At 52.7% G+C, this 20,797-nt stretch carries 19 protein-coding genes; 13 read left to right on the top strand and 6 right to left on the bottom strand.

From position 1 onward, the window contains the following. Positions 1-52 precede the first annotated feature (52 nt). Both NST43_RS25540 and NST43_RS25535 read left to right on the top strand, forming a co-directional pair. The gene (locus NST43_RS25540; protein WP_339220117.1) at positions 53-1,852 is read left to right on the top strand and encodes a M3 family oligoendopeptidase; all 1,800 of its coding nucleotides are present in this window, start codon (positions 53-55) and stop codon (positions 1,850-1,852) included. Positions 1,853-2,243: 391 nt separating this feature from the next. Beyond that, entirely contained in the window at positions 2,244-2,618 is a 375-nt protein-coding gene (locus tag NST43_RS25535) for an O-methyltransferase (protein ID WP_339225524.1), read from the top strand. 114 nt (positions 2,619-2,732) lie between these two features. Here the strand turns inward: NST43_RS25535 and NST43_RS25530 are convergent, their stop codons facing one another. After that, entirely contained in the window at positions 2,733-2,966 is a 234-nt protein-coding gene (locus tag NST43_RS25530) for an alpha/beta-type small acid-soluble spore protein (RefSeq protein WP_036701727.1), read from the bottom strand. A 104-nt stretch (positions 2,967-3,070) separates the two neighbouring features. Then, positions 3,071-4,039 (bottom strand): aldose 1-epimerase, encoded by a 969-nt coding sequence (locus NST43_RS25525; protein WP_339220115.1) that lies wholly within the window; start codon positions 4,037-4,039, stop codon positions 3,071-3,073. Between the two features lie 448 nt (positions 4,040-4,487). On the opposite strand from NST43_RS25525, the gene trpS reads away from it, so the two are divergent. Continuing rightward, positions 4,488-5,483, top strand: a complete 996-nt coding sequence (gene trpS / locus NST43_RS25520) for a tryptophan--tRNA ligase (protein ID WP_339220113.1) — start codon at positions 4,488-4,490, stop codon at positions 5,481-5,483. On the opposite strand, the gene NST43_RS25515 is transcribed toward trpS, so the two are convergent. Both NST43_RS25515 and NST43_RS25510 read right to left on the bottom strand, forming a co-directional pair. Continuing rightward, complete coding sequence (locus NST43_RS25515; RefSeq protein ID WP_339220111.1) at positions 5,480-5,671, bottom strand: hypothetical protein; 192 nt, start codon at positions 5,669-5,671, stop codon at positions 5,480-5,482. The genes trpS and NST43_RS25515 overlap by 4 nt on opposite strands. A 551-nt stretch (positions 5,672-6,222) precedes the next feature. After that, positions 6,223-7,227, bottom strand: a complete 1,005-nt coding sequence (locus NST43_RS25510) for a metal-dependent hydrolase (RefSeq protein ID WP_339220109.1) — start codon at positions 7,225-7,227, stop codon at positions 6,223-6,225. A gap of 206 nt (positions 7,228-7,433) precedes the next feature. On the opposite strand from NST43_RS25510, the gene cyoE reads away from it, so the two are divergent. Further along, entirely contained in the window at positions 7,434-8,366 is a 933-nt protein-coding gene (gene cyoE / locus NST43_RS25505) for a heme o synthase (RefSeq protein WP_209993176.1), read from the top strand. Positions 8,367-8,397: 31 nt separating this feature from the next. Next, positions 8,398-9,015, top strand: a complete 618-nt coding sequence (locus NST43_RS25500; protein WP_036722056.1) for an SCO family protein — start codon at positions 8,398-8,400, stop codon at positions 9,013-9,015. A 107-nt stretch (positions 9,016-9,122) separates the two neighbouring features. Here NST43_RS25500 and NST43_RS25495 read toward each other — a convergent pair whose 3' ends face one another. Beyond that, on the bottom strand, positions 9,123-9,482 hold the full coding sequence (locus tag NST43_RS25495; RefSeq protein WP_209993174.1) for a DNA primase: 360 nt from the start codon (positions 9,480-9,482) through the stop codon (positions 9,123-9,125). A 110-nt stretch (positions 9,483-9,592) separates the two neighbouring features. Continuing rightward, positions 9,593-10,771 (bottom strand): MFS transporter, encoded by a 1,179-nt coding sequence (locus tag NST43_RS25490; RefSeq protein ID WP_339220107.1) that lies wholly within the window; start codon positions 10,769-10,771, stop codon positions 9,593-9,595. 253 nt (positions 10,772-11,024) lie between these two features. On the opposite strand from NST43_RS25490, the gene NST43_RS25485 reads away from it, so the two are divergent. From NST43_RS25485 to NST43_RS25450, 8 genes are all read left to right on the top strand, one after another. Next, positions 11,025-11,468 carry a hypothetical protein gene (locus tag NST43_RS25485; protein WP_036722049.1) on the top strand — a complete coding sequence of 148 codons (444 nt, stop codon included), beginning with the start codon at positions 11,025-11,027 and terminating at the stop codon, positions 11,466-11,468. A gap of 49 nt (positions 11,469-11,517) precedes the next feature. Beyond that, entirely contained in the window at positions 11,518-12,657 is a 1,140-nt protein-coding gene (locus tag NST43_RS25480) for a transglutaminase domain-containing protein (RefSeq protein ID WP_339220105.1), read from the top strand. 107 nt (positions 12,658-12,764) lie between these two features. Further along, the gene (locus tag NST43_RS25475; RefSeq protein WP_339220104.1) at positions 12,765-14,828 is read left to right on the top strand and encodes a penicillin-binding protein 2; all 2,064 of its coding nucleotides are present in this window, start codon (positions 12,765-12,767) and stop codon (positions 14,826-14,828) included. 33 nt (positions 14,829-14,861) lie between these two features. Continuing rightward, entirely contained in the window at positions 14,862-16,976 is a 2,115-nt protein-coding gene (locus tag NST43_RS25470) for a penicillin-binding transpeptidase domain-containing protein (protein WP_209993171.1), read from the top strand. Positions 16,977-17,070: 94 nt separating this feature from the next. Continuing rightward, positions 17,071-17,850, top strand: a complete 780-nt coding sequence (locus tag NST43_RS25465) for a Cof-type HAD-IIB family hydrolase (protein ID WP_209993170.1) — start codon at positions 17,071-17,073, stop codon at positions 17,848-17,850. 264 nt (positions 17,851-18,114) lie between these two features. Further along, complete coding sequence (locus tag NST43_RS25460; protein WP_209993169.1) at positions 18,115-18,600, top strand: DUF456 family protein; 486 nt, start codon at positions 18,115-18,117, stop codon at positions 18,598-18,600. Positions 18,601-18,626: 26 nt separating this feature from the next. Next, positions 18,627-20,255 carry a polysaccharide biosynthesis protein gene (locus NST43_RS25455; protein ID WP_339220102.1) on the top strand — a complete coding sequence of 543 codons (1,629 nt, stop codon included), beginning with the start codon at positions 18,627-18,629 and terminating at the stop codon, positions 20,253-20,255. A 114-nt stretch (positions 20,256-20,369) separates the two neighbouring features. After that, the gene (locus NST43_RS25450; RefSeq protein ID WP_036722030.1) at positions 20,370-20,714 is read left to right on the top strand and encodes a thioredoxin family protein; all 345 of its coding nucleotides are present in this window, start codon (positions 20,370-20,372) and stop codon (positions 20,712-20,714) included. The last annotated feature ends 83 nt before the right edge of the window (positions 20,715-20,797 follow it).

Genomic DNA, 20,797 nt, shown 5'->3' with positions numbered 1-20,797 from the left:
GTACCGCAAATACAAAGAAAACTACTCTATAACGAAGGAATGGTGGACATACATGAAACAACCTTTATCACTGACATGGGAACTGGAATCGATTTTTCCGGGAGGCTCTGCTTCTCCGCAGTTTGAGAGCTTCCTGAGTGTGCTCGAATCTGACATTGAGAGCTTACGCGGACAGGTGGCTGCCGCTGCTGTACCGGCTGATGCGGCCTCGACGATGCTGCTGGACCCGGTCATTGAGCTGCTGCAGAGCTGCGCGGGCCGCCTTACACAGGCGTCGGAATTCGCCGGTTGTCTGGGTGCGCAGAATCAGCTCGACAAGGGGGCTGTGAGACTGTCCTCCAAGGTGACGGGGCTGCGCGCCGGATATGAGGGCATCAGCTCTGCCTTCGATAACGTGCTGCGTCAGACCTCTGACGCGGTATGGACGGAGTGGATGGCCCGGCCGGAGATTGCCCCGCTGAATTTTGTGCTCAGTGAGAGCCGGAGTCTGGCCCGTGAGAAGATGAGCCCGGAGCTGGAGAGCCTGGCACTGGAGCTTGCAGTTGACGGCTATCATGGCTGGAGCGAGCATTACGAGACGATTGTCGGACAGATCCAGATTCCTTGTGAAGAAGACGGGGAACAGAAGCTGCTCTCTGCCGGGCAAGCCTTCAACAAGCTGACGGATGAGAATCCGGAGGTCCGCAGTACGATGTTCCGCAAATGGGAAGAGGCCTGGGGCGGCGCGGCCGACTATTGTGCAGATACATTGAATCATCTGGCAGGCTTCCGCCTGAAGCTGTATAAAGGCCGCGGCTGGGAGGATGTGCTGAAGGAGCCGCTGGGCATCAACCGTATGTCCCGTGAGACCCTGGATGTGATGTGGGATGTTATTACGAAGAGTAAGCCAGCCCTGGTATCCTATCTTAAGCGCAAAGCGGAAATTCTGGGTCTGGACTCACTCGCCTGGGTCGATGTGGATGCGCCAGTCGGCAAGTCCTCCGGCAAAATTCCCTATGAACAGGCAGCCGCCGACATCGTGACCCAGTTCCGCAAATTCAGTCCGAAGCTGGCGGATTTCGCCGAGCGTGCCTTCGACAAGGACTGGATCGAGGTAGAAGACCGGGCCGCTAAGCGTCCGGGGGGCTTCTGTGTCTCCTTCCCGGAGAGCAAGGAATCCCGTATATTCATGACTTACAGCGGTACGCCGTCCAATGTATCCACACTTGCGCATGAGCTGGGTCATGCCTATCATTCCTTCCTGCTGGAGGACCAGCCGCTGTTCAACCAGAACTATGCGATGAACGTGGCGGAGACGGCTTCTACCTTTGCGGAGGTCATTGTGTCGGATGCACAGGTGAAATCGGCGTCGGACCACGAAGAAAAGCTGGCGCTGCTTGAAGCGAAGATCCAGAACAGTGTGGCATTCTTCATGAATATCCATGCCCGCTTCTTGTTCGAGACCCGCTTCTATGAGATGCGCAAGGCTGGTCTTGTAAGCAGCGAGGAATTGTCCGCGCTGATGGAGGAAGCCCAGAAGGAAGCCTTCTGCGGGGTTCTCTCCGAATATCATCCTCATTTCTGGGCGTCCAAGCTACATTTCTATATCACGGATGTGCCGTTCTACAACTTCCCGTATACGGTAGGGTATATGTTCAGTACCGGCCTATACCGGCTTGCGCTGCAAGAAGGGGCATCCTTTGCCGATAAATATGACAGCCTGCTGCAGGATACCGGAGTGATGACGCTGGAGGATCTGGTGTCGAAGCATCTGGGCGTGGATCTGTCCAAGCCGGATTTCTGGCAGGGGGCTGTGGATTTAATCGTTGCCGATATTAATGAATTCCTGGAAATGACGGAACAACGCGGCTAAGAATTTGTCGAAAATGAGGCGAATTGTTTTTTTGCAGTAAAATGATGGCGGTTGAATATGGTATGAATGCGCAAAGACCCCGGTTTCGGGGTCTTTTTATGCTGCGTATTTGTCGATAAATGACGACAAAAGTTTGTATTTTGCTATAAACACTAAATAATTTGCGCATTTATAGGGATTATAACCCAATTATGTTGAATAATGTTGTGCGTGTTTAATTAGTACCCTATAATGAGCCTAAAGCCTTATATAAGCGCTGCTAGACCCACAAAATTCAAACAACTGCTTACGAAGCAAGTTTTGTGTGAGCAGAGCCATGAGGCTGCATCACCCACAAGACTTTTAGGAGGAAATGCATGTGAGGACGGAACAATTATCGCTTGCAAGACAGATGGATCTGGTATTTCATGAGCTGCAGGAGGAATTGTCAGGACTGAATTCAGGAACCGTATTTGTACAGATCAGGAATAATATCATCGGTAAATTCGGGGTCCGCCATAATCCGCTCGCCGGACGCAGCGGAAGCTTCGCAGCCGAGCAGGAGGGGCTGACTTCCGGCCAGCAATCCTCATTCCGCGTCATGGCGCTGGAGAGCCTGAAGTATAAGAAACGGTGGACGCATGGAGAGATCAGCTACGAATTCGCTGTACGCCAGGGCATGGTGGTGGTGGATGCCACACTGGAGTCCAATTACAATATGGCGAACCTGATGATCCGCTATCCGCGCAGCAGTCACGGCGATGCCTCGGACCAATCCTTCGGCTGATTCTATATAGATATAGAAAAGCCCCCCTGCGCTTCGACGAGAAGCGCGGGAGGGCTGTGAAGCTGCTCGGTCTATGCCTCACGGCTTAGACGGATTGTAAAGATAAGGTAGCGATTACGAACGACCGGACAGTTGTTGCTCTGCCAGTTGTACCAGACGTTTGGTGATATATCCTCCCAAAGAACCAGTTTCGCGGGAGGTATAGTTCCCATAATAACCGTCAGCCGGGATAGTTACTCCAAGCTCTTGTGCTGCTTCATATTTCAACTGCTGCAGCGCTGCATTCGCTTGAGGAACGACCAGGTTGTTAGAACGGCTACCACGACTTTGTTGACCTGCTTGACCCATGTGTGCTCACCTCCTTCGCCCGTTGTGAAGATAGTATGAGCGCGAGGGGGAGAATTCATGCACGGTTTTTAAAGTTTTATAGGATGGTAATTATATGAAATTTATCATTTCGGATAAATCATCTGCAGGGTATTACCCAGAACAAGTGTCTGGCCGGGTTCAAGCGTGATCAGCCCGGTGAGGGAAGCGTCCTGCTGCAGATTAGGCGCATCCGGAAGGCAGGTGAGCGGTTCAATGCACAGGAACTGGTCAGCTTCGCCTTTGGTATAGAGAATCCAGTGACGGAAGAACTCAGGATCGGATGAATAACGAAGCCCGTAGCCATCTTCCCGCAGCAGTACAGCCTCAGCAGGCTGGCGCTCGGCTATACGCAGGACGGTATCCAGGTCCGCACCTTGAAGATTAAGGCGGGTAGGCAGGCCCTCCAGCTCACCAAGCGGCAATAGCTGTCCGGTAGGCAGAAGTTCCTCACTCAGCTCACAGACAGCTTCGGCAGGAAGGGTAACATTCCAGCGGGAGGGCGTTCCGTCCAGCATGAACCAGGTATGATAGCCTGCGCCGAAAGGAACACGCTTGGTGCCGAGATGAGTGACCCTGAGCGTCTGCTGGAGCCGGTCATCCTGCAGACGGAAGGTCATTTCAAGCTTCAGCGGCTCGGGGAATTGTCTGATCCACTCCGGATCATCCGTGGTTATGAATTCAGTGGTGACCGCACAGCCTTCCTCGTCCTCTTCAATATCGCTGACACACCAGGCCTGGGCGCGGTGCAATCCGTGAATATGATGTTCTCCCGCATTCCGGTCGAACTGATAGCTTGTGCCGTCGAACACGAAGCTCCCGCCGCGTATACGCCCTGGCGGCACCAGGAGCGGCAGGCCGAAGTGATAAGGTTTCTGCATATAGGAAGCCAGGTCGCTCTCATCCGGCTGACGGAGGATTTGCCGCTCCATAATGCGGTCCCATAATGAAATTACGTTATTACCCAGCCGGGGCAGAAGTGTGACTTCCAGTTCGCGGCTATGCAAAATATACGTATCATAACCATTCCACTGTCCTTTGGTCACCTGTTTCATAAGAGATATGCTCCTTTGATAAGCTGTAATCAGAATTACATACACACGAATACCCTTATCATACCAGATTTATCCGGCAGAGGTTAGCGATTTGACAACTTCTCCGGCTCGCTCTATGATGGAGGCATCAATGAAATACAGGCAATGTGATGACAGGGACAAGTAAGCATGGACTGTACCTCCAGAAAGCCGGTGGCTGATGTGAACCGGTGGTGCACCTCTGACTGAATGGACCCTCGAGCGCCGCGATCGAACAGGCTGCATAGGCCTCAAGTAGACCGGCCGGCCCTTCCCCGTTAACGGAAGCCAAGGCTGTTTGCGTAAGTTCCCTCCGGGGACTCCAGGCAGCGAATAAGGGTGGTACCACGGTCTCACGTCCCTTGCGGATGTGGGGCCTTTTTGCGTTCTTTGCGCTAGCGGACATTTAATGATGATGGAGGATAAGAGGATGACTAAAAAAGTATTGTCGGGCATACAGCCCAGCGGTTCACTCACACTCGGTAATTATATCGGGGCAATCAAGAATTTCGTCAAGCTTCAAAAGGAATACGAATGTTACTTCATGGTGGTCGATCTGCATGCCATTACGGTAGCCCAGGACCCCGCAGCCTTGCGCGAGAATTCGGAATCGGTAGCCGCCCTGTATCTGGCCGCAGGCATTGATCCGTCCATTGCGCATGTCTACATGCAGTCCCACGTGCCGCAGCATGCCGAGCTAGGCTGGATTCTGACGACTCTTACTGCTATGGGTGAGCTGGAGCGGATGACACAGTTCAAGGATAAGTCGGCAGGTAAAGAATCCGTGGGCGCAGGTCTGTTCGTCTATCCGTCGTTGATGGCCGCCGATATTCTGGTCTACAATGCGGATCTGGTACCGGTAGGCGAAGACCAGAAGCAGCATTTGGAGCTGACCCGGGACCTTGCGGGACGCTTCAATCACCGGTTCGGTGAATTCTTTACGATCCCTGAGCCTTACATTCCAGAAGTCGGGGCGCGGATCATGTCCCTGGATGACGGCACCAAGAAGATGAGTAAAAGCGATCCTAATCCCGGCAGCAGAATCAATCTTCTGGACCCGCCTGATGTGATCCGCAAAAAGATCAGCCGGGCTACAACGGATTCCGGACGTGAGGTCGTCTTCGACCAGGCGGGTAAGCCGGAGATCAGCAACCTGATGAGCATCTATGCCGAGTGCTCGGGAATGAGCCTGCAGCAGATTGCCGACCAGTATGAAGGTCAAATGTACGGCGGCTTCAAAAAAGAGCTGGCTGAAGTAGTCGTAGCCCTGCTTGAGCCGATCCAGCAAAGATACCAGGACATCCGCAGCTCAGGGATGCTTAGCGATATTCTAGCTCAGGGCGCTGAGAATGCGCGTATGAATGCCGCACGGACGCTGGAGGGCGTGAAGGGACGGATGGGCTTCCTGCCTGCCCGCCTAAGTTAAGGGGTAGGTTGGTTGCTCTCCGCCTTGCGTCTCAGCCTGGCTTTGACGATGAAGCCCCAGCCGATGTTGAGCACGCACAGCGCGCCGAGCAGCAGTGCCAGCCAAATGTTATAGCTGATCGAGATGGAAGCTGCTGTGAGTAATAGAATTGAAGAGCAGGCGAACCATAGTGACAGACCTTTACTCATATGTTCCAGCCTTCCTTTCTGTTTGCAATAGCGTTAGGTGAATCCCGGAGTGCAGGAAGCACTCCGGGATTATCAGTTTGAATGTAAGTGAATATAGTAAGTAAATATGGTGAGTAAATACATGCTGCGCTGTAACCGCTTTATTGTGATTGTGCCTTATGCCGACCCGGGCGTCAAGGGGGCGTCAAGAGAATGGCTCCCCGGTAAATATAGCCTATAATATATCATATGAGCTAGATAATCCTGCACAAATTGCAACATTCCCATTAATAAATCGCTGCTAATCAAAAAATGTTGCACAAAAGGCAGCACTCTTCCTCCTCCAAGCAGCTGAGCGAAGAAATTCCTGCAATTCATGCAACATTCCATACAACTAGCCCAGTATCACGATTCAGTGTTGCAATATTTACAACATCTGAGCTTGGCCTCTGACTACATAGCAAGGCTGACTCATTTTCTTGCTGGAACAGGTAGTTTATGTATTTTAGGGTTAACGTAATTAAAAAGATGGCATCTGCTCCGGCAGATGCCATCTGTCTTCAAAAAACTTCCTACAGCTTGACTGTTCCCGGATCAATGGCGAAGCGCTCGTCCAGCTTCTCGCTGCTTAGCCAGCCGACATAAGTATTCAGCGGTCTATACTCATGGTCCATTACCAGGACCGCCACGAACGGGAATTGCTTACGGTGTAAATAACGGACATCTCCCCAGCGTACAATATAACCAGAGGGCAGCTCCTCAACCTCCGCTACGGCGTACGAGGTGAAGTACAGGAAGGACTGGATATCCGGATGGGATTTGGAATACTCGACGGCGGGGTGAGTGGAGCACACCGCATGCTTGAACCATTCCAGCCGTCCGCTGTTCAGCAGTCCTACGTTGTAGCTGCCGTCCGGTTTGGCTTTGACCACATTCCACCGCGTTGGCGAAATGGTGGGGATCACATAATAACGGTCACCTGCATGGTGGTGAACATCCTTGTTCTGGATGCTGCGTGTAATGCGTGCATGCACCAGGGTACGCCAAATGTAATACAACACGATGCAGGCATACAAGGTAATGAACAGCGGAGCGGGCGGCACCATTCCGCTGATCCAGAGAATAATCGCTGCGGCATGGCTGCCGAAGATAAACGGATCGAAGATATGGATGATGTTCCAGGCGATCCATTTCTCGGTGAACGGGCGGGCAGCCTGAGTCCCGTAGGTGTTGAACAGATCGGAGAATACATGGACGGCAACGCCGATGAAGCTCCAGAGCGCGATATGGCTTAAGGTGCTCAGGTCCGTGAAGCCGAACAACGGTCCGATGACTACTGTGATCAATGCCGGCCACAGCAGTAAAAAGGGCAGGGAATGAGTAATTCCCCTGTGATTGCGGATATATACCGCGTTATCCTTCAGACGCAGGGCGGTATCGGCATCCGGTGCTTGAGAAGCCAGTACAGTAGCTACCATCACTGCTCCGGCAAGCGTTCCATTCGAAGCGACGAGCGGATCGACGAAGGACAGACCTGCAAGTCCAAGTCCCATAACAAAATGTGTGGCAGTATCCATTAGTCAGATCTCCTTTGTACGGAAGTTCTCTATTAATAACTACCCATTATTGGGCTCAGTTATTTACGGACGGGGAAATAAATATTGTCACGTAATTGTCGAATTAATGAACATCATGGTCAATCATTGTCAAAGTCTTTCCCAGTTTGCTATGATAAAGTTAATAGCGGAGTGTTAGAAGTTCCCTAGAAGGAGGAACCCGATACGTGGACAATCAATTGAGATATCAAGCTTCTTCTGATTCCGCATCAATGTCTGCCAAGTCTCCACCGGAAGGTGCAAGCTGGCGTGACTTTATTACCGTTACGAAGCCCGGCATTATCCGCTCCAATCTGATTGCGGCATTCGCAGGCTACTGGGTGGCATCAGGCTGGGATGTACAGTATGGCCGTCTGATTCTGACTTTGCTCGGTACCATGCTGGTCATGGCTTCAGCCTGTGTCTTCAATAATTATTTTGACCGCGATCTGGATATGAAGATGGAACGGACCCGGGAACGCGGATTGCCTACAGGAAGGCTGAAGCCGACAACGGTACTTATCTATGGCATTGGACTCGGCATTGCCGGGCTGGGCGTGCTGTTCGCATTCTGCGGCGTACTTGCCGGGTTGTTCGGCATAGTCGGCATGTTCGTATATGTTGTAGTGTACACCCTTTGGCTCAAAAGAACCTCTACCTGGAGCACCTCGGTAGGTGCGATCTCGGGGGCTATGCCTCCTGTCATCGGCTATGTGGCTGTTACAGGAACAGTGGATCTCGGAGCCTGGCTGCTGTTCGCAATGCTCTTTCTGTGGCAGCCGCCCCATTTCTGGGCACTTGGCATCCGCCGCAAGGAGGAGTACAGAGCAGCAGGATTTCCGCTCCTTCCGGTTGTGAAGGGGACGCGCCGCACCAAATTCCAGATGATTCCTTATGTGGCGCTGCTGCTGCCGGTGCCTGTGCTGATGTATGCCTATGATTATGCAGGTGTTTATTATCTGGTTGTATCATTGGCCCTCTCAGTGGGCTGGCTCTACTTAACTCTAATCGGATTCAAGGCAAAGGATGATGAGGTATGGGCGAAGAAAAGCTTCCTCTTCTCCATTAATTATCTGACGTTAAGTCTGATTGCCCTGGTGCTGAATACCATTCACGTGTAAGCATTCTTAGGATAGAGGGGGAGGGCGTCCTATGCAGACCTTGAAGCGCTACAAGTGGACCTGGCTGCTGCTGCTAATTGCAATCATTATGGCTGGCTATCTGGCAGTCCAGTCCTTTGGGTTCGGTGAGAAGAAGCTGCCTGTCATCGGTCAGGTACAGGACTTCTCTCTGGAGAATGTGGACGGAAAGCAGATCAGTCTGGCGGATACGGCAGGCACAGCAAGGCTGGTCTATTTCTTCTTCACGGTCTGTCCCGATGTGTGTCCGATTACCACCTATATGCTGTCAGAGACGCAGGATATATTGGTTAAGGATGGCAGCTTCGGTAAAGACGTTGAATTCGTCTCGATTTCTTTTGATCCGAAGAATGATACAAGGGAAGCGATCAAGGCCTTCGCCGACAAGTTTCATGCTGATTATAACGGCTGGTATTTCCTGCGGGGGGATCAGGAGCAGGTACGCAAGCTGGCAGCGGAGTCCTTCAAGGTGCTGATCTACGGCACAAGCAAGGATGATTTCGCCCACGCGAACCTCATTGGCCTGGTGGACAAGAACAACCGGCTCCGAGGATTGTACGATGCCGGGGATACGGAGAATGTAACACCGGAGTTTCTGGCCAGAACGGTTAAGAAGCTGGCCCGTGAATAGCACAGGAACGCAATAAACGAGGGTGTCCGTGGAGCAGTGGAGCTGCTGCACAGGACACCCTCGTTTTGTGGTGAAAGGTTAAGAATGTATATGCTTCATGCGATGAATTATCCTTCTATTCCCTGCGGATACGGCTGGGGGTAAATAATGAAATCATCAAGTCCGGCCTTCTCCAGCTGGGTGATGTTATATTCATCTGGCGTCCCTTCCACGCCGGCATAACCCTTGCGGGTATACATATGAACGGCATCGGGAAAGGCGTCACGCAGGACTGCACGGATTTTTTTGCCTGAGCTGTCATTGTCCATGTACAGGTAGACTTCCCCGTCCCGGATGGTATTTCGCAGGGATTCCAGCTTCAGGGTATTCAGCGTACCGAAGGTGCATAGAATGTCGACCTCTGGTTCAAGCAGCCGCCTCAGCCTGCTGCGGTCGTTCTTGCCTTCGACAATAATGGTGATGGACATATGCAATCAGCCCCCGGATCTTAGTTGTTATGACGATATTGTACCTAAGCTGCGCTATTTTTAACAGCGTGGCGGAACAATATGTATTCATTCCCCGGGAAATGTCGCATTCAGGCGGCAGGGCTGTTCCAGCCGTGAGCGTAGGAGGAGAGACGGCCTGATCTGCCCGGAGGCAGAAGCATAAGAGCTGTCATCAGCAGTACGAAGGCGATGAAGTAGGGGGAGACATACTCTCTTAGCTGTCCGGCGGCTACAGGTCCAGCGAAGGCCCCGAGGGACATGGCAATGGATTGCAGCGAGAAGGTCCGGCCCAGCCGTCCTGCGCTGCCCAGGCTGATGAAGAGAGAGGCCATTGCCGGGAATAACACCCCTTTTGCTGAACCAAGCAGGAAGAGAACCACTCCGGCCGGGATGCTGCGGAAGGCAGCCAGGGTGAAGAAGCAGAGAGCCATCCCCAGCAGGGCAGCGGCAATCCGGATGCCCGGGGAGAAGCGGTTCAGGAAGAACAGGCAGAGGGTCGCCAGCGCCCCAAGGCTGAGCAGAGAGAGCAGAATTCCGGTGGAGACCATTCCGTCCTGTCCTTGTGACAGCGGAAGCTCGAAGAACAGTACGCCCTGGGAGCAGGAGACGAAGAAGGGCAGCAGATAATAACGTCTGGAGACGGTAGGCTGGGCGGTAGCGGCCAGCCCGGGCTGCAGTTTCTCCTTATCCGGGAGTGCAGGCTTATGCAGGGCCAGGGCCGGATTATGCTTCGGCACACTGAAGAAGGCCATCACACCGGTGAAGATCAGGAGCCACCCTAATGTACTGAACGTGCCGGAATAACCGGCTTTGGCTACGATGAAGGCTCCAGCGGCAGGGGAGACCACCGAAGCCAGCGTGTGGATAATTCCGTTGCCTGACATGTATTTGCCCTGCGTCGCAGGATCAGATGAGAGCGAGGCCAAGAGGGTCATACAGGCAGGGGAGAGGAAGGCCAAGGCGAACCCGCTCGCCGCCCGCAGCACGAGCAGATGCCAAGGCAGCTGGGCATGGGCCTGCAAGAGCAGGATCAGCCCTGCTATGGTAAGGGCAAACACGATATAGCGGCGGCTGCCGTTGCGGTCTACAAGCACACCGGCCAGCAGATTGCCAGGGAGGTGGGTCAGGGAATACATCCCCATCATCCAGCCGATAAAGGCGGGGCCCGCTCCCAGTGACATGGCAAAGGGTGTCAGGATAGGATACTGGGCATGCAAATCGAAGAACGCCAGGAACATGAAGAGGTACAGCCACATTGCAGTTTTCACGGATAACACCTCCAGATTAGCGGCCAGCCGCTGATGACGGAACGGATTCCAGCAGAGGGAACAGCCTACTTGTACTTTACGTGCGGCAGCGGGGGCTTATACCATTTTCTTGGCCAGCCCCTGTATGCGGTTCTGCATTCCGGCAACCATGAATTATAAGGGGCATTCATGTATAATAATTAATATTAATGAAATGTCTGACGGGACAGCGTCCCGGAGTGGCGAAATTTGCGATTGGGGTGTTGTGAAATTGATGAATCCGGAAGTGTGGTCACAGTTTATTAGAGAGAATTGGCTTGTTATCGTTATTGCGCTTGTCCTGCTGTTCGCAGTCGTTAACATCGTTAAGACTATGCTGAAATGGGCTATCGTTGTCGTTATTGTTGTGGGGTTGTTCATTTATAGCGGAGTAACCATGGACCAGATCGGTAATGCCGTTAACAAAGTGGCGGACGGGACGGTCAGTACGCTGAAGAATGAGGCGCAGGAGGTCATGCTCAAAGAAGCGCAGGAGGCGGTCTATACCTCTGGCGGTGACGGCACCTTCACCATCACTACTCCTAATCTTGAGGTGAAGGGCTCTGCTGCAGAGGACAAGGTGGAAGTGGTCTTCCGCGGAGTCAGCCTCGGGAAGTGGAGCGTTACGGATACAACCAAGACCTTCATCGATGAAGCCCGGAAGCAGGCGGGTAAATAACAGCAGCTAGCTCAGGTTCACCTGCGGCAGCAGAAGGAGGAGTGGTTCATTGAATAGCTGGATAGAAAGTCTTCGTGAAGCCAATATCATCTCCATTGTTCTGCTGCTGGTGGTCCTCTTCTCTGCGCTGCAGGGCTGGAGCCGGGGCTTCCGCCGAGCAGCCGGAGGGCTGTTCGGCATGCTTGGATCAGGAGTGCTTGCAGCAGCTTCGCTGGTGATGGCGATTCCGGCAGCCGTGTACCTCTCGCCTGCTGCCGGGAACTGGGCATCCGGCATTACTCCGCCTGAGGACAAGCTAAGCCAATGGCAACAGCTATATTATACCGGTGCCTCCGTTCTGGCGAATTCACCAGTGGTGCGGTTCCTGCTGCTGCTCTTGCTGTGCTACAGCTTAATTCGTCTGCTGCTGGGTTTGTTATTCCTATTGCTGCCATTCCGCCTGCCGCGCCAGTCCGGGAGGGGTTCGGGGCGGATCACAGGCGCCAGCCGGTTTGTCGGGGCAGTGCTCGGTACCGCCGCAGGGCTTACCCGCGCCTTGGTGCTGGTCTTTGTTCTGTTCATCAGCGTCGCTCTGAACCCGGACAGCGGCTTCAGCCGCTATGTCCAATCGTCGCCGGTCTACAGCCAGAGTGCGGAAGCGGTATTTGAGCCGCTGGCCGGTGAACAGGTCAGAGGGAAGCTCCCGGTGCTGACCAAGGCCGTGGCCGCCGAGATGAGTGATATTCTCCGGCGCAAATATGAGGTGATTGACCACGATATTTCGGCGGATATTGCCGGTGCAGCCGCAGAGATTGCCAGACAAGCAAGCGGCGATGAAGAGAAGGCCAGGCTGCTCTATGACTGGGTAGGCTCACGCATTGCCTATGACTATACTAAGGCGGAGAATTATGAAGAGAGACGAATCTGGCATGAGCAGACCCCGCAGGATACGATGGATACGCGGCTTGGAGTATGCATTGATTACGCGCGGCTCTATGCCATGATGGCCCGCTCGCAAGGGCTTCAGGTGCGTGTCGTCACCGGCAAAGGCTATGACGGTCAAGGCGGTTATGGACCGCATGCCTGGAATGAGGTCTATATCAGCAGCAGCGCAGCCTGGATTCCGCTCGATTCCACCTGGGCCAGCAGCGGCGACTGGTTCAATCCGGGGGATTTCGACTCCACACATATCAAGGAGAACATCCTCTGAGAAGGAGCGTACGCTCTCGTATCTATGGTACAATAACAGCGGGCAAGTTCTTGCCCGTGATCTGACACATAAGCAGCACTGCAAACCATACAAGGAGAGGACTTGCTGTGAGATGGTTCGGTAAAACGGGCTCCGGCCCGGGCAATGGAGAGACCACCAACTACCTGAGCTTACGCATAAATCTGTTTTTTTTCGGCACTTTTTTTATTTTTGTGATCATGATGATCCGGCTTGCGGGACTGCAGTTTGTAGAGAGTCCCGAGCTTAGCGAGGTGGAGGCCAGCCGGGAGACCAAGGATGTTCCGCTTGCGGCGATCCGGGGGACTATTCACGCGGCGGGCGGGGAAGACATTGCACATTCCACACCGATACAGTCATTATTCGTTACATTAACCCAAGAATACACCGCGAAGGTCAAGAATAAGAAGACCGGCTTATATGAACCGACCGCTGAAGCCAAGGCGAATACGAAGGCGTTGGCGGCAGGGCTGTCATCCGTGTTTGAACAATATGGTGATCCCTCTGCGAAGAAGCTGCTCAAAGAGGATATCCTGCTGCTGCTGGACCTTGATTACAAGAAGTCGCTGGGATATGTCCCGCGCAAGATCAAGACCGGTCTTACGATGAAGGAAGTCGCCCATCTGATGGAGAACAGGCAGCGCTATCCCGGAGTATCTGTTGTGGAGGAGAGTATCCGCCATTATGACAAGGACACGGTGGCCGTCCAAACGGTAGGCTATATGAAGCAATTCCGTTTTACAGAGGATTATAATGTATACAAAAATATCCGCAGCGCCATGAAACAAACGGATGCGGACCCGGGGCTTAGCTACAGGGAAGATGAGTTCGTCGGCATCTATGGTCTAGAACAGCAATATCAGCGCGAGCTTCGAGGGAAGAACGGGTATCAGACCCTCTCTGTGAATGCCCAGAATATGGCCGAGAAGGTTATAGCTTTGGTCCCGCCCGTCAAGGGCAACGATATCTGGATGACGATTAACAAGAATGTACAGATGAGAACGGAGCAGGCGATTAAGGATCAGCTCAACTGGCTGCACCGCAACCCTGTACAGGGGAAGCTTCATAAGGATGCGATCACCGGCTATGCCGTTGCGATGGAAGTCGATACAGGCAATGTAGTGGCAATGGCGAATATGCCGGACTATGATACGAATGTCTGGAATGCCGAGAGGCTGCCGCCAGAAGTGTGGGCCAAAATTGAGGGCTATTATCAAAACGGGACGATTAACGATATTTCCTCCGGTGTCTCCGGCAACGGGCTGAAGTCATTGATCTACCTGGGTTCCACGATTAAGCCGTTAAGTGTCCTTATCGGTCTGGAAGAAGGCTTATTCACTACCGGCGATACTTACATGGATAAAGGGATTGCTTATTTCGGTAAGGATAACAGCTCCTCGGTGAGGAATTCCTCCGGCCATGTCCTGGGCCCGCTTAGTCCGGCGAAGGCTATTCAGGAGTCCTCGAATGCTTTTATGGTAGAGTGGGTCGGAAATGCCCTCTACAAGAAGTATCCGGGAGAAGGTATTGCCATATGGGACAAATATATGAAGGCATTCGGGCTTGGGGTGTCTACGCAAAGCGGGCTTCCAGGTGAAAGTGCCGGAGTTGCCGATTATCTTGATCCGAAGAAGGCAGGCTCTACTCAGGCGGCGCTGGTCCATGCTTCCTTCGGTCAGAAGGGGAAATACACCGCACTGCAGCTTGCCCAGTACACGGCAACACTTGCGAATGAAGGCGTACGGATTAAGCCCCAGCTCGTCAGTAAGATTACAGATCCCGATGGGAAGACGGTTAAGCAATTTGGACGGGAAGTCCTGGACAGCATTTCGTTTCACCCTTCTTACTGGAAGGAGATCAAGCGCGGGATGAATACTAAGGTTAAGGCGTTTGACGGATTCCCGTATGACTTCGCCCGCAAGACAGGAACGTCTGAGATGGAAGCCTTCGGGGCCACCCGTGACAATGGGGTATTCATTGCTTATGCTCCGCGTGAGCATCCTAAGCTTGCGGTGGCTGTGATTATTCCCGAAGGCGGCTTTGGGGCGAACAGTGCAGCACCGGTAGCCCGCCAAATCTTTGAAGCCTATGACCAGGAGTATGGCCTGGATGGAGTGCCTAAGAAGAATGTGCCCGAGTCAAGGGTGGACTAAACGGTTTATTTTGATGTAGAGGAGTGAAAAACTGTGGGTGTTTTCCGAAAGCAGGCCTCCCCCCCGGAAGAGAAGGACAGCAAGAGCTCGCTTGGCCTGCGGCTTAACGTGTTTTTCTTCAGCACGTTTGTTATTTTTTGTGTCATTATTATTCGTCTCGCAGTTATTCAATTTGTGGAAGGACCCACGCTGACCGAGGTGGAGACCAGCCGGGATACCAAAAGTGTACCCCTTGCCTCCATCCGTGGAGGCATCCGTGCAGCCGCAGGCGAGCAAATTGCCTACTCCACCTCCGTTCAAACGCTGTATGTTACGCTTACTAAGGAATATACAGCCAAGGCACTGGATAAGGCGACGGGAATCAGCTCGCTGAAGCCGGAGGCCAGGGCCAATGCGTATGCACTGGCGAATAATCTGGTTGCGAAATTTGACGAATATGGCGACCCGAACGGCGAGAAGCTGACTGTTAATGAAGTGATTAATTCTCTGGATTTATATTTCAAGAAATATTCGGGCTATATGGCCCGTAAGATCAAAACCGGTCTGACCACCAAGGAAATCGCTTATTTCATGGAGCATAAAAGCGAATTCCCCGGCCTTGAGATCGTAGAAGAAGGCGTGCGTCATTATGACAAGGATACCGTTGCCGTGCAGACGGTCGGGTATATCAAGCCCTTCAAATCCTCCAACACGCTCAACATCTACAAGAATATTCAGAGTGCGATGAAGAAGATCAGCGCAGATCCCGGCCTGAATTATAAAGACGATGAATTCGTCGGCTTCGACGGCCTGGAGCTGCAATATCAGCGGGAGCTGCGCGGCAAGAACGGCTATCAGGTCATCTCGGTGAATCCGCAGAACATGGCCGAGAAGGTGGAAGAGGTTGTGCCGCCTGTCAAGGGTAATGATATCTGGATGACGATTGACAAGAATGTTCAGCTTAAGACGGAGCAGGCCATCACCGAACAGATTAATTGGCTGCACCGCAACTCTGTACAGGGCAAGACTCATCCTGACGCCAAGACAGGCTACGCGGTGGCGATGGAAGTCGATACCGGCAATATCGTGGCCATGGCCAGTATGCCGGATTATGATACCAATGTCTGGACAGCGGAGAAGCTGGATTCGGACACCTGGAACAAGATCATGGGCAATTACCAGAACGGGACGATCACACCGTATTCTTCGGGCCTGTCCGGTCATGGATTCGGCTCCACGGTGCTGCTCGGTTCCACCATTAAGCCGCTGACGGTACTGGTTGGTCTGAATGAAGGCTTCTTCAGCACTTCCTCTACGTACACTGACAAAGGGATAGCCTATTTCGGTAAGGATGATAAATCCTCTGTCCGCAATTCCTCGGGTCACGTATACGGCCGGATGGGTCCGGCTAAGGCGATTGAAGATTCCTCCAACGTGTTCATGGTGGATATGATCGGCAAGAAGCTTTATGAGCATTACAAGGGTAAGGGCATTGATATCTGGGATAAGTATATGAAGGAATTCGGCCTGGGCGTATCTACGCAGAGCGGTCTCCCTAATGAATACCTGGGACAGATCAACTACACAGATACTAAGGCAGCGGGCAGTGCGCAAGCCGCGCTGGTCTATGCCTCCTTCGGACAGCAGGGCCGTTATACGGTGCTGCAGCTAGCCCAGTATGCCTCGACGCTTGCGAATGAAGGGGTGCGGATCAAGCCGCAGCTTGTCAGCAAGATCACGGATTCAGAGGGCAAGGTAGTCAAGCAGTTTGAGCGCGAGGTTCTGGATGAAGTGACGACCTTTGACAAGTCCTTTTGGAGAGAAATTAAAAAGGGCATGAACAGTAAGGTTACCGCCTTCAACGATTTTCCTTATGACTTTGCCCGCAAAACAGGTACATCCCAGCAGCTGGGAAAAGGGCAATTGCGCGATAACGGGGTATTTATTGCCTTCGCCCCGCGTAATAATCCTAAGTTAGCGGTCGCTGTGGTCATTCCGGAAGGGGGATTCGGTTCTAATAGTGCCGCTCCGGTTGCACGTAAAATTTTCGACGCTTATGACTGGGAATACGGGCTGGACGGTGTGCCTAAGAAAAGCCTGAAAACAGCGAACCCAAATGATGGCGCTGCTTCCGGTGACACTTCCGGTAATACTCCGGCAACAAACTGATGATATTATAGTCAAGATGGACATGGATTAGCGAGAACACCAAATATACGGTTGCCTTCAAACGAAAGAGCAACCAAGAATGGAGGGGTGGCAAATGACTGCCAAATACCGCCTGCTAGCCTTGGATATGGATGGAACCCTACTGAACGACGAACAGAAGATTACCCCGCTTACGGTAGAATGGATCAAAAAAGCGATGGAGGCAGGTGTACATGTCTGCTTGTCTACCGGGCGCTCCTCGCGTAGTGCGATGCCTTATGCAGAACAGCTTGGCCTGAATACTCCGATGATTATGGTCAACGGAAGTGAAGTCTGGCGTGCGCCTCATGAGCTGTACCGCCGGTCCCTGATGGATGTAGAACTGGTCAAAGAGATGCACAAGATCGCTGAAGAATTCGATATCTGGTTCTGGGCCTACTCCGTAGATGAAGTGTACAACCGGGATAGCTGGGACGGGGAGATTGACAGCAGAGAATGGCTGAAATTCGGCTATTCCACCGAGGATAACGATATCCGTCATAAGCTGCTTATGCGGCTGCAGGAGCTGGGCGGGCTGGAGATCACGAACTCCTCGCCGTTCAACCTGGAGATTAATCCGCTGGGCGTCAACAAGGCTTCAGGCATACTTGAAGTCTGCAAGCTGCTGGGCATTAACATGTCCCAGGTTGTTGCCGTAGGCGACAGCCTCAACGACCTGGCAGCTATCCAGCAGTCCGGCTTCGGAGTGGCTATGGGCAATGCGCAGGAAACTGTTAAGCAGGAAGCGGATGCGGTTGTGGCTTCAAACAACGAAGACGGGATCGCGGAAGTGATCCAGAAGTACATCCTCACAGAGGCCGGAACCTCGGCCGGACGCATATCCAAGCAGGCTTAGGCTGAGAGGCGAGTAAAGTGGTTTGGAAAGGTTTAACGTAATACATGAAAAGATAATGACCGTGGGAGTAACGGAGGGGAAGTTTGAGCTGTAGGAGCGTCAGCGACCGCCTTTGTCACCGGATTTCCACCGCTAACTAAATTAAGAAATCTGGTGACAACAGCGGCCGGAAGCCAAAATTCACCGCAGTTACGACCGACACCATTAGAGAATTCCAGATCACATGAGTTTACCTATCGAAACAAACTTAAGGAGTTGAGGGAATTGACAATTCTGGGCTGGATTCTGATCATTGCTTTGTTCGCAATCGGGCTGGCGGGGGCGGTATATCCGATCCTGCCGGGGGCGCTTGCGATTTACCTGGCTTTCTTTGTATATGGCTGGTTCTTTTCCTTCGACTCCTTCGGTCCCTGGTTCTGGATTGCCCAGACGCTGATCGTTGTTGTTCTGTTCATTGCCGATTACGTGGTCGGGGCCTGGGGCGTCAAAAAGTTCGGCGGCTCCCGCGCCTCCGTCATTGGCAGCACCATCGGTCTGATTGCCGGCCCATTTGTGATTCCGGCGTTTGGCCTGCTGATTGGCCCGTTCGTAGGTGCCTTCATCGGCGAGCTGATTGCCGGCGAGAAGGCCGGCAAAGCGGTGAAGGTCAGCTTCGGCGCTCTGCTGGGGCTATTCAGCAGTACAGTCGTCAAGATTGTTCTGCAGATTGTTATGGTCGTCCTCTTCTTTATCTGGATCGGGCGGTTTTAAATTTATTGTGAAGAAGGCGAAACAGTTTGTCCACCAAGAAAGAATCCTTTGTCAAAGGCACGCTTATTCTGGCAGCCGCCGCGCTGGTGGCACGTGTCCTCGGGCTTGCCCAGCGGGTGCCGCTGGAGCATCTATTCAATACAACAGGGAATGCATCATTTACGATCGCTAATAATGTATATTTGCTGCTGCTGCCGCTGGCGACAGCCGGAATACCCAGCACACTGAGTAAAATGGTGTCCGAGCGTTACGCGCTGAACCGCCCGCATGAAGCGCAGCAGGTGTACCGGGCCGCTCTCATCTTTGCTGCAATTGTTGGTGTGCTTATGAGTGTGGCGCTGTACATAGCCGCTCCGTATTATGCAGAATACAGTAAGGTTCCCGAGAGTACGCTGGCCATCCGGGCGATTGCTCCGGCGCTGCTGTTGTTCCCCGCAATCGCGATGATGCGCGGGTATTTCCAGGGCCGTAATAATATGATGGCCGGGGGCATTTCACAGATTGTCGAGCAGATTGCCCGGGTATCCACGGCCATTCTGCTTGCGTTCATTCTGCTGCGCCAGGGATACAGTAACACCTGGATGGCGGCAGGTGCATCCTTCGGCAGTGTGCTCGGCAGTATCGGCGCCTTCGGCGTGATGCTGTATTATGCCAGGAAGCTGCGCAACAGCGAGGAGAAGATTGCTCTTTATGAATCCAGTGAAGCACGTCTGCCTCTTCTGAAGATTTACAAGGATATTTTCAAGCTGTCCATACCGATTGTATTATCCTCCGTTACTGTGCCTGTAGTGAACTTTATTGATACTTCTTTTATTGTACCGCTGCTTAGCGGTCAGATCGGGATGGAGCGGGCTACCTGGGCCCTAAGTATCTTCGGTAGCCGTGCACAGAGCGTTGCCGGTATTCCTCCGGTATTGTCGATCGCCCTAAGTGCATCGCTGATTCCGATTATATCTGCCGCCTTTGCCCGCAAAGATGAGCAGCACCTGCAGCGCCAGATCACACTGGCCATGCGGGTGTCCATTCTGACCGGCACACCGGTTGTGCTCTCACTGGTCGTGGCTGCCTATTCCGTTAATGGCCTGCTGTTCAAAACTCTGGACGGCAGCGGTATTGTGGCGATGCTGACGCTCGGTACTATTTTCCAGATTACGATGATGACTACCAACTCGATCCTGCTCGGAATGGGCAAATCGCGGATATCCATGTATTACGTGCTTGTTGGTATCCTCGTGAAGTTTGGTTCTAACTTCTTGTTCAGCCAGTGGTTCGGCATCTATGGCATTATCGGCTCCACAGCCCTGTGTTTCATTGTCATAACGCTGCTTAATCTGCGGATGCTCAAAAAAATCGTCCCCTTCGCCATTCTCGGCAAACGCTGGGGAGGCTTCTCCATTGCGGTCCTGGCCTCGGCAGGCATCGGCTATGGTCTGAATGAAGCAGGCCTATTGATGACTAATCTGATGCCGGCCCGTCTGGCCTTCCTGATTACCTGTCTGGTAGTTGGAGCGGCAGTCGTGATTGTCTATCTGGTTCTCCTGATTATTCTGGGCGTACTCAGCAGCCAGGAGATTGCCGGTTATCCCCGTCCGCTGCGCAAGGTGCTGGGTCCTCTGATGAAATTGCAGCCGGCCCGTGTACGCGCTGGTGAATAATGATATGACTATTGTCTTGATTTGTCATTATTGTTTGACTTATTCCGTACATTTTGATTCACTTAAAGAGCAAGCTTCGTGTGGAACTTTCTAAGAGAAGGGAATGGTCAATTGATGGACAAAATCAGCTCGCCTGCCCAGTTCCAGGTAGCAATTCAGTCTCCGCGCCTGACGGTGGCAGTCTTCAAGGCAGATTGGTGTGTGGATTGCAAATTTATTGATCCGTTCATGCCTGATGTGGAACAGAAATATGCTGAGCGTCTTACCCTGGTCGAAGTGGATGTCGATGCTGTAGGCGATGTCAGCCAGGAACAGAATATACTGGGCATTCCTAGCTTTGTCGCGTACACTGATGGACGGGAACTGGTCCGGTTTGTGAACAAGCTCCGGAAGTCCCGGGAGGAAATTGAGAAGTTTCTTGATACGGCGCTGGACGTTTATCTCAGCATTCACAAGTAATTCCGCAGCACCGCTTTCGCCCTATCCGAGCAGAAGCGGTGCTTTTTTTCTATCCTTTGACGCTACTCATTCCTATACAATAC

The organism is Paenibacillus sp. FSL H8-0332, assembly GCF_037963835.1.
GTDB lineage: Bacteria > Bacillota > Bacilli > Paenibacillales > Paenibacillaceae > Paenibacillus_AQ > Paenibacillus_AQ rhizoplanae.
Note: the sequence above shows the minus strand (reverse complement) of the source record. Positions and strands in the feature narration are given on the sequence as shown.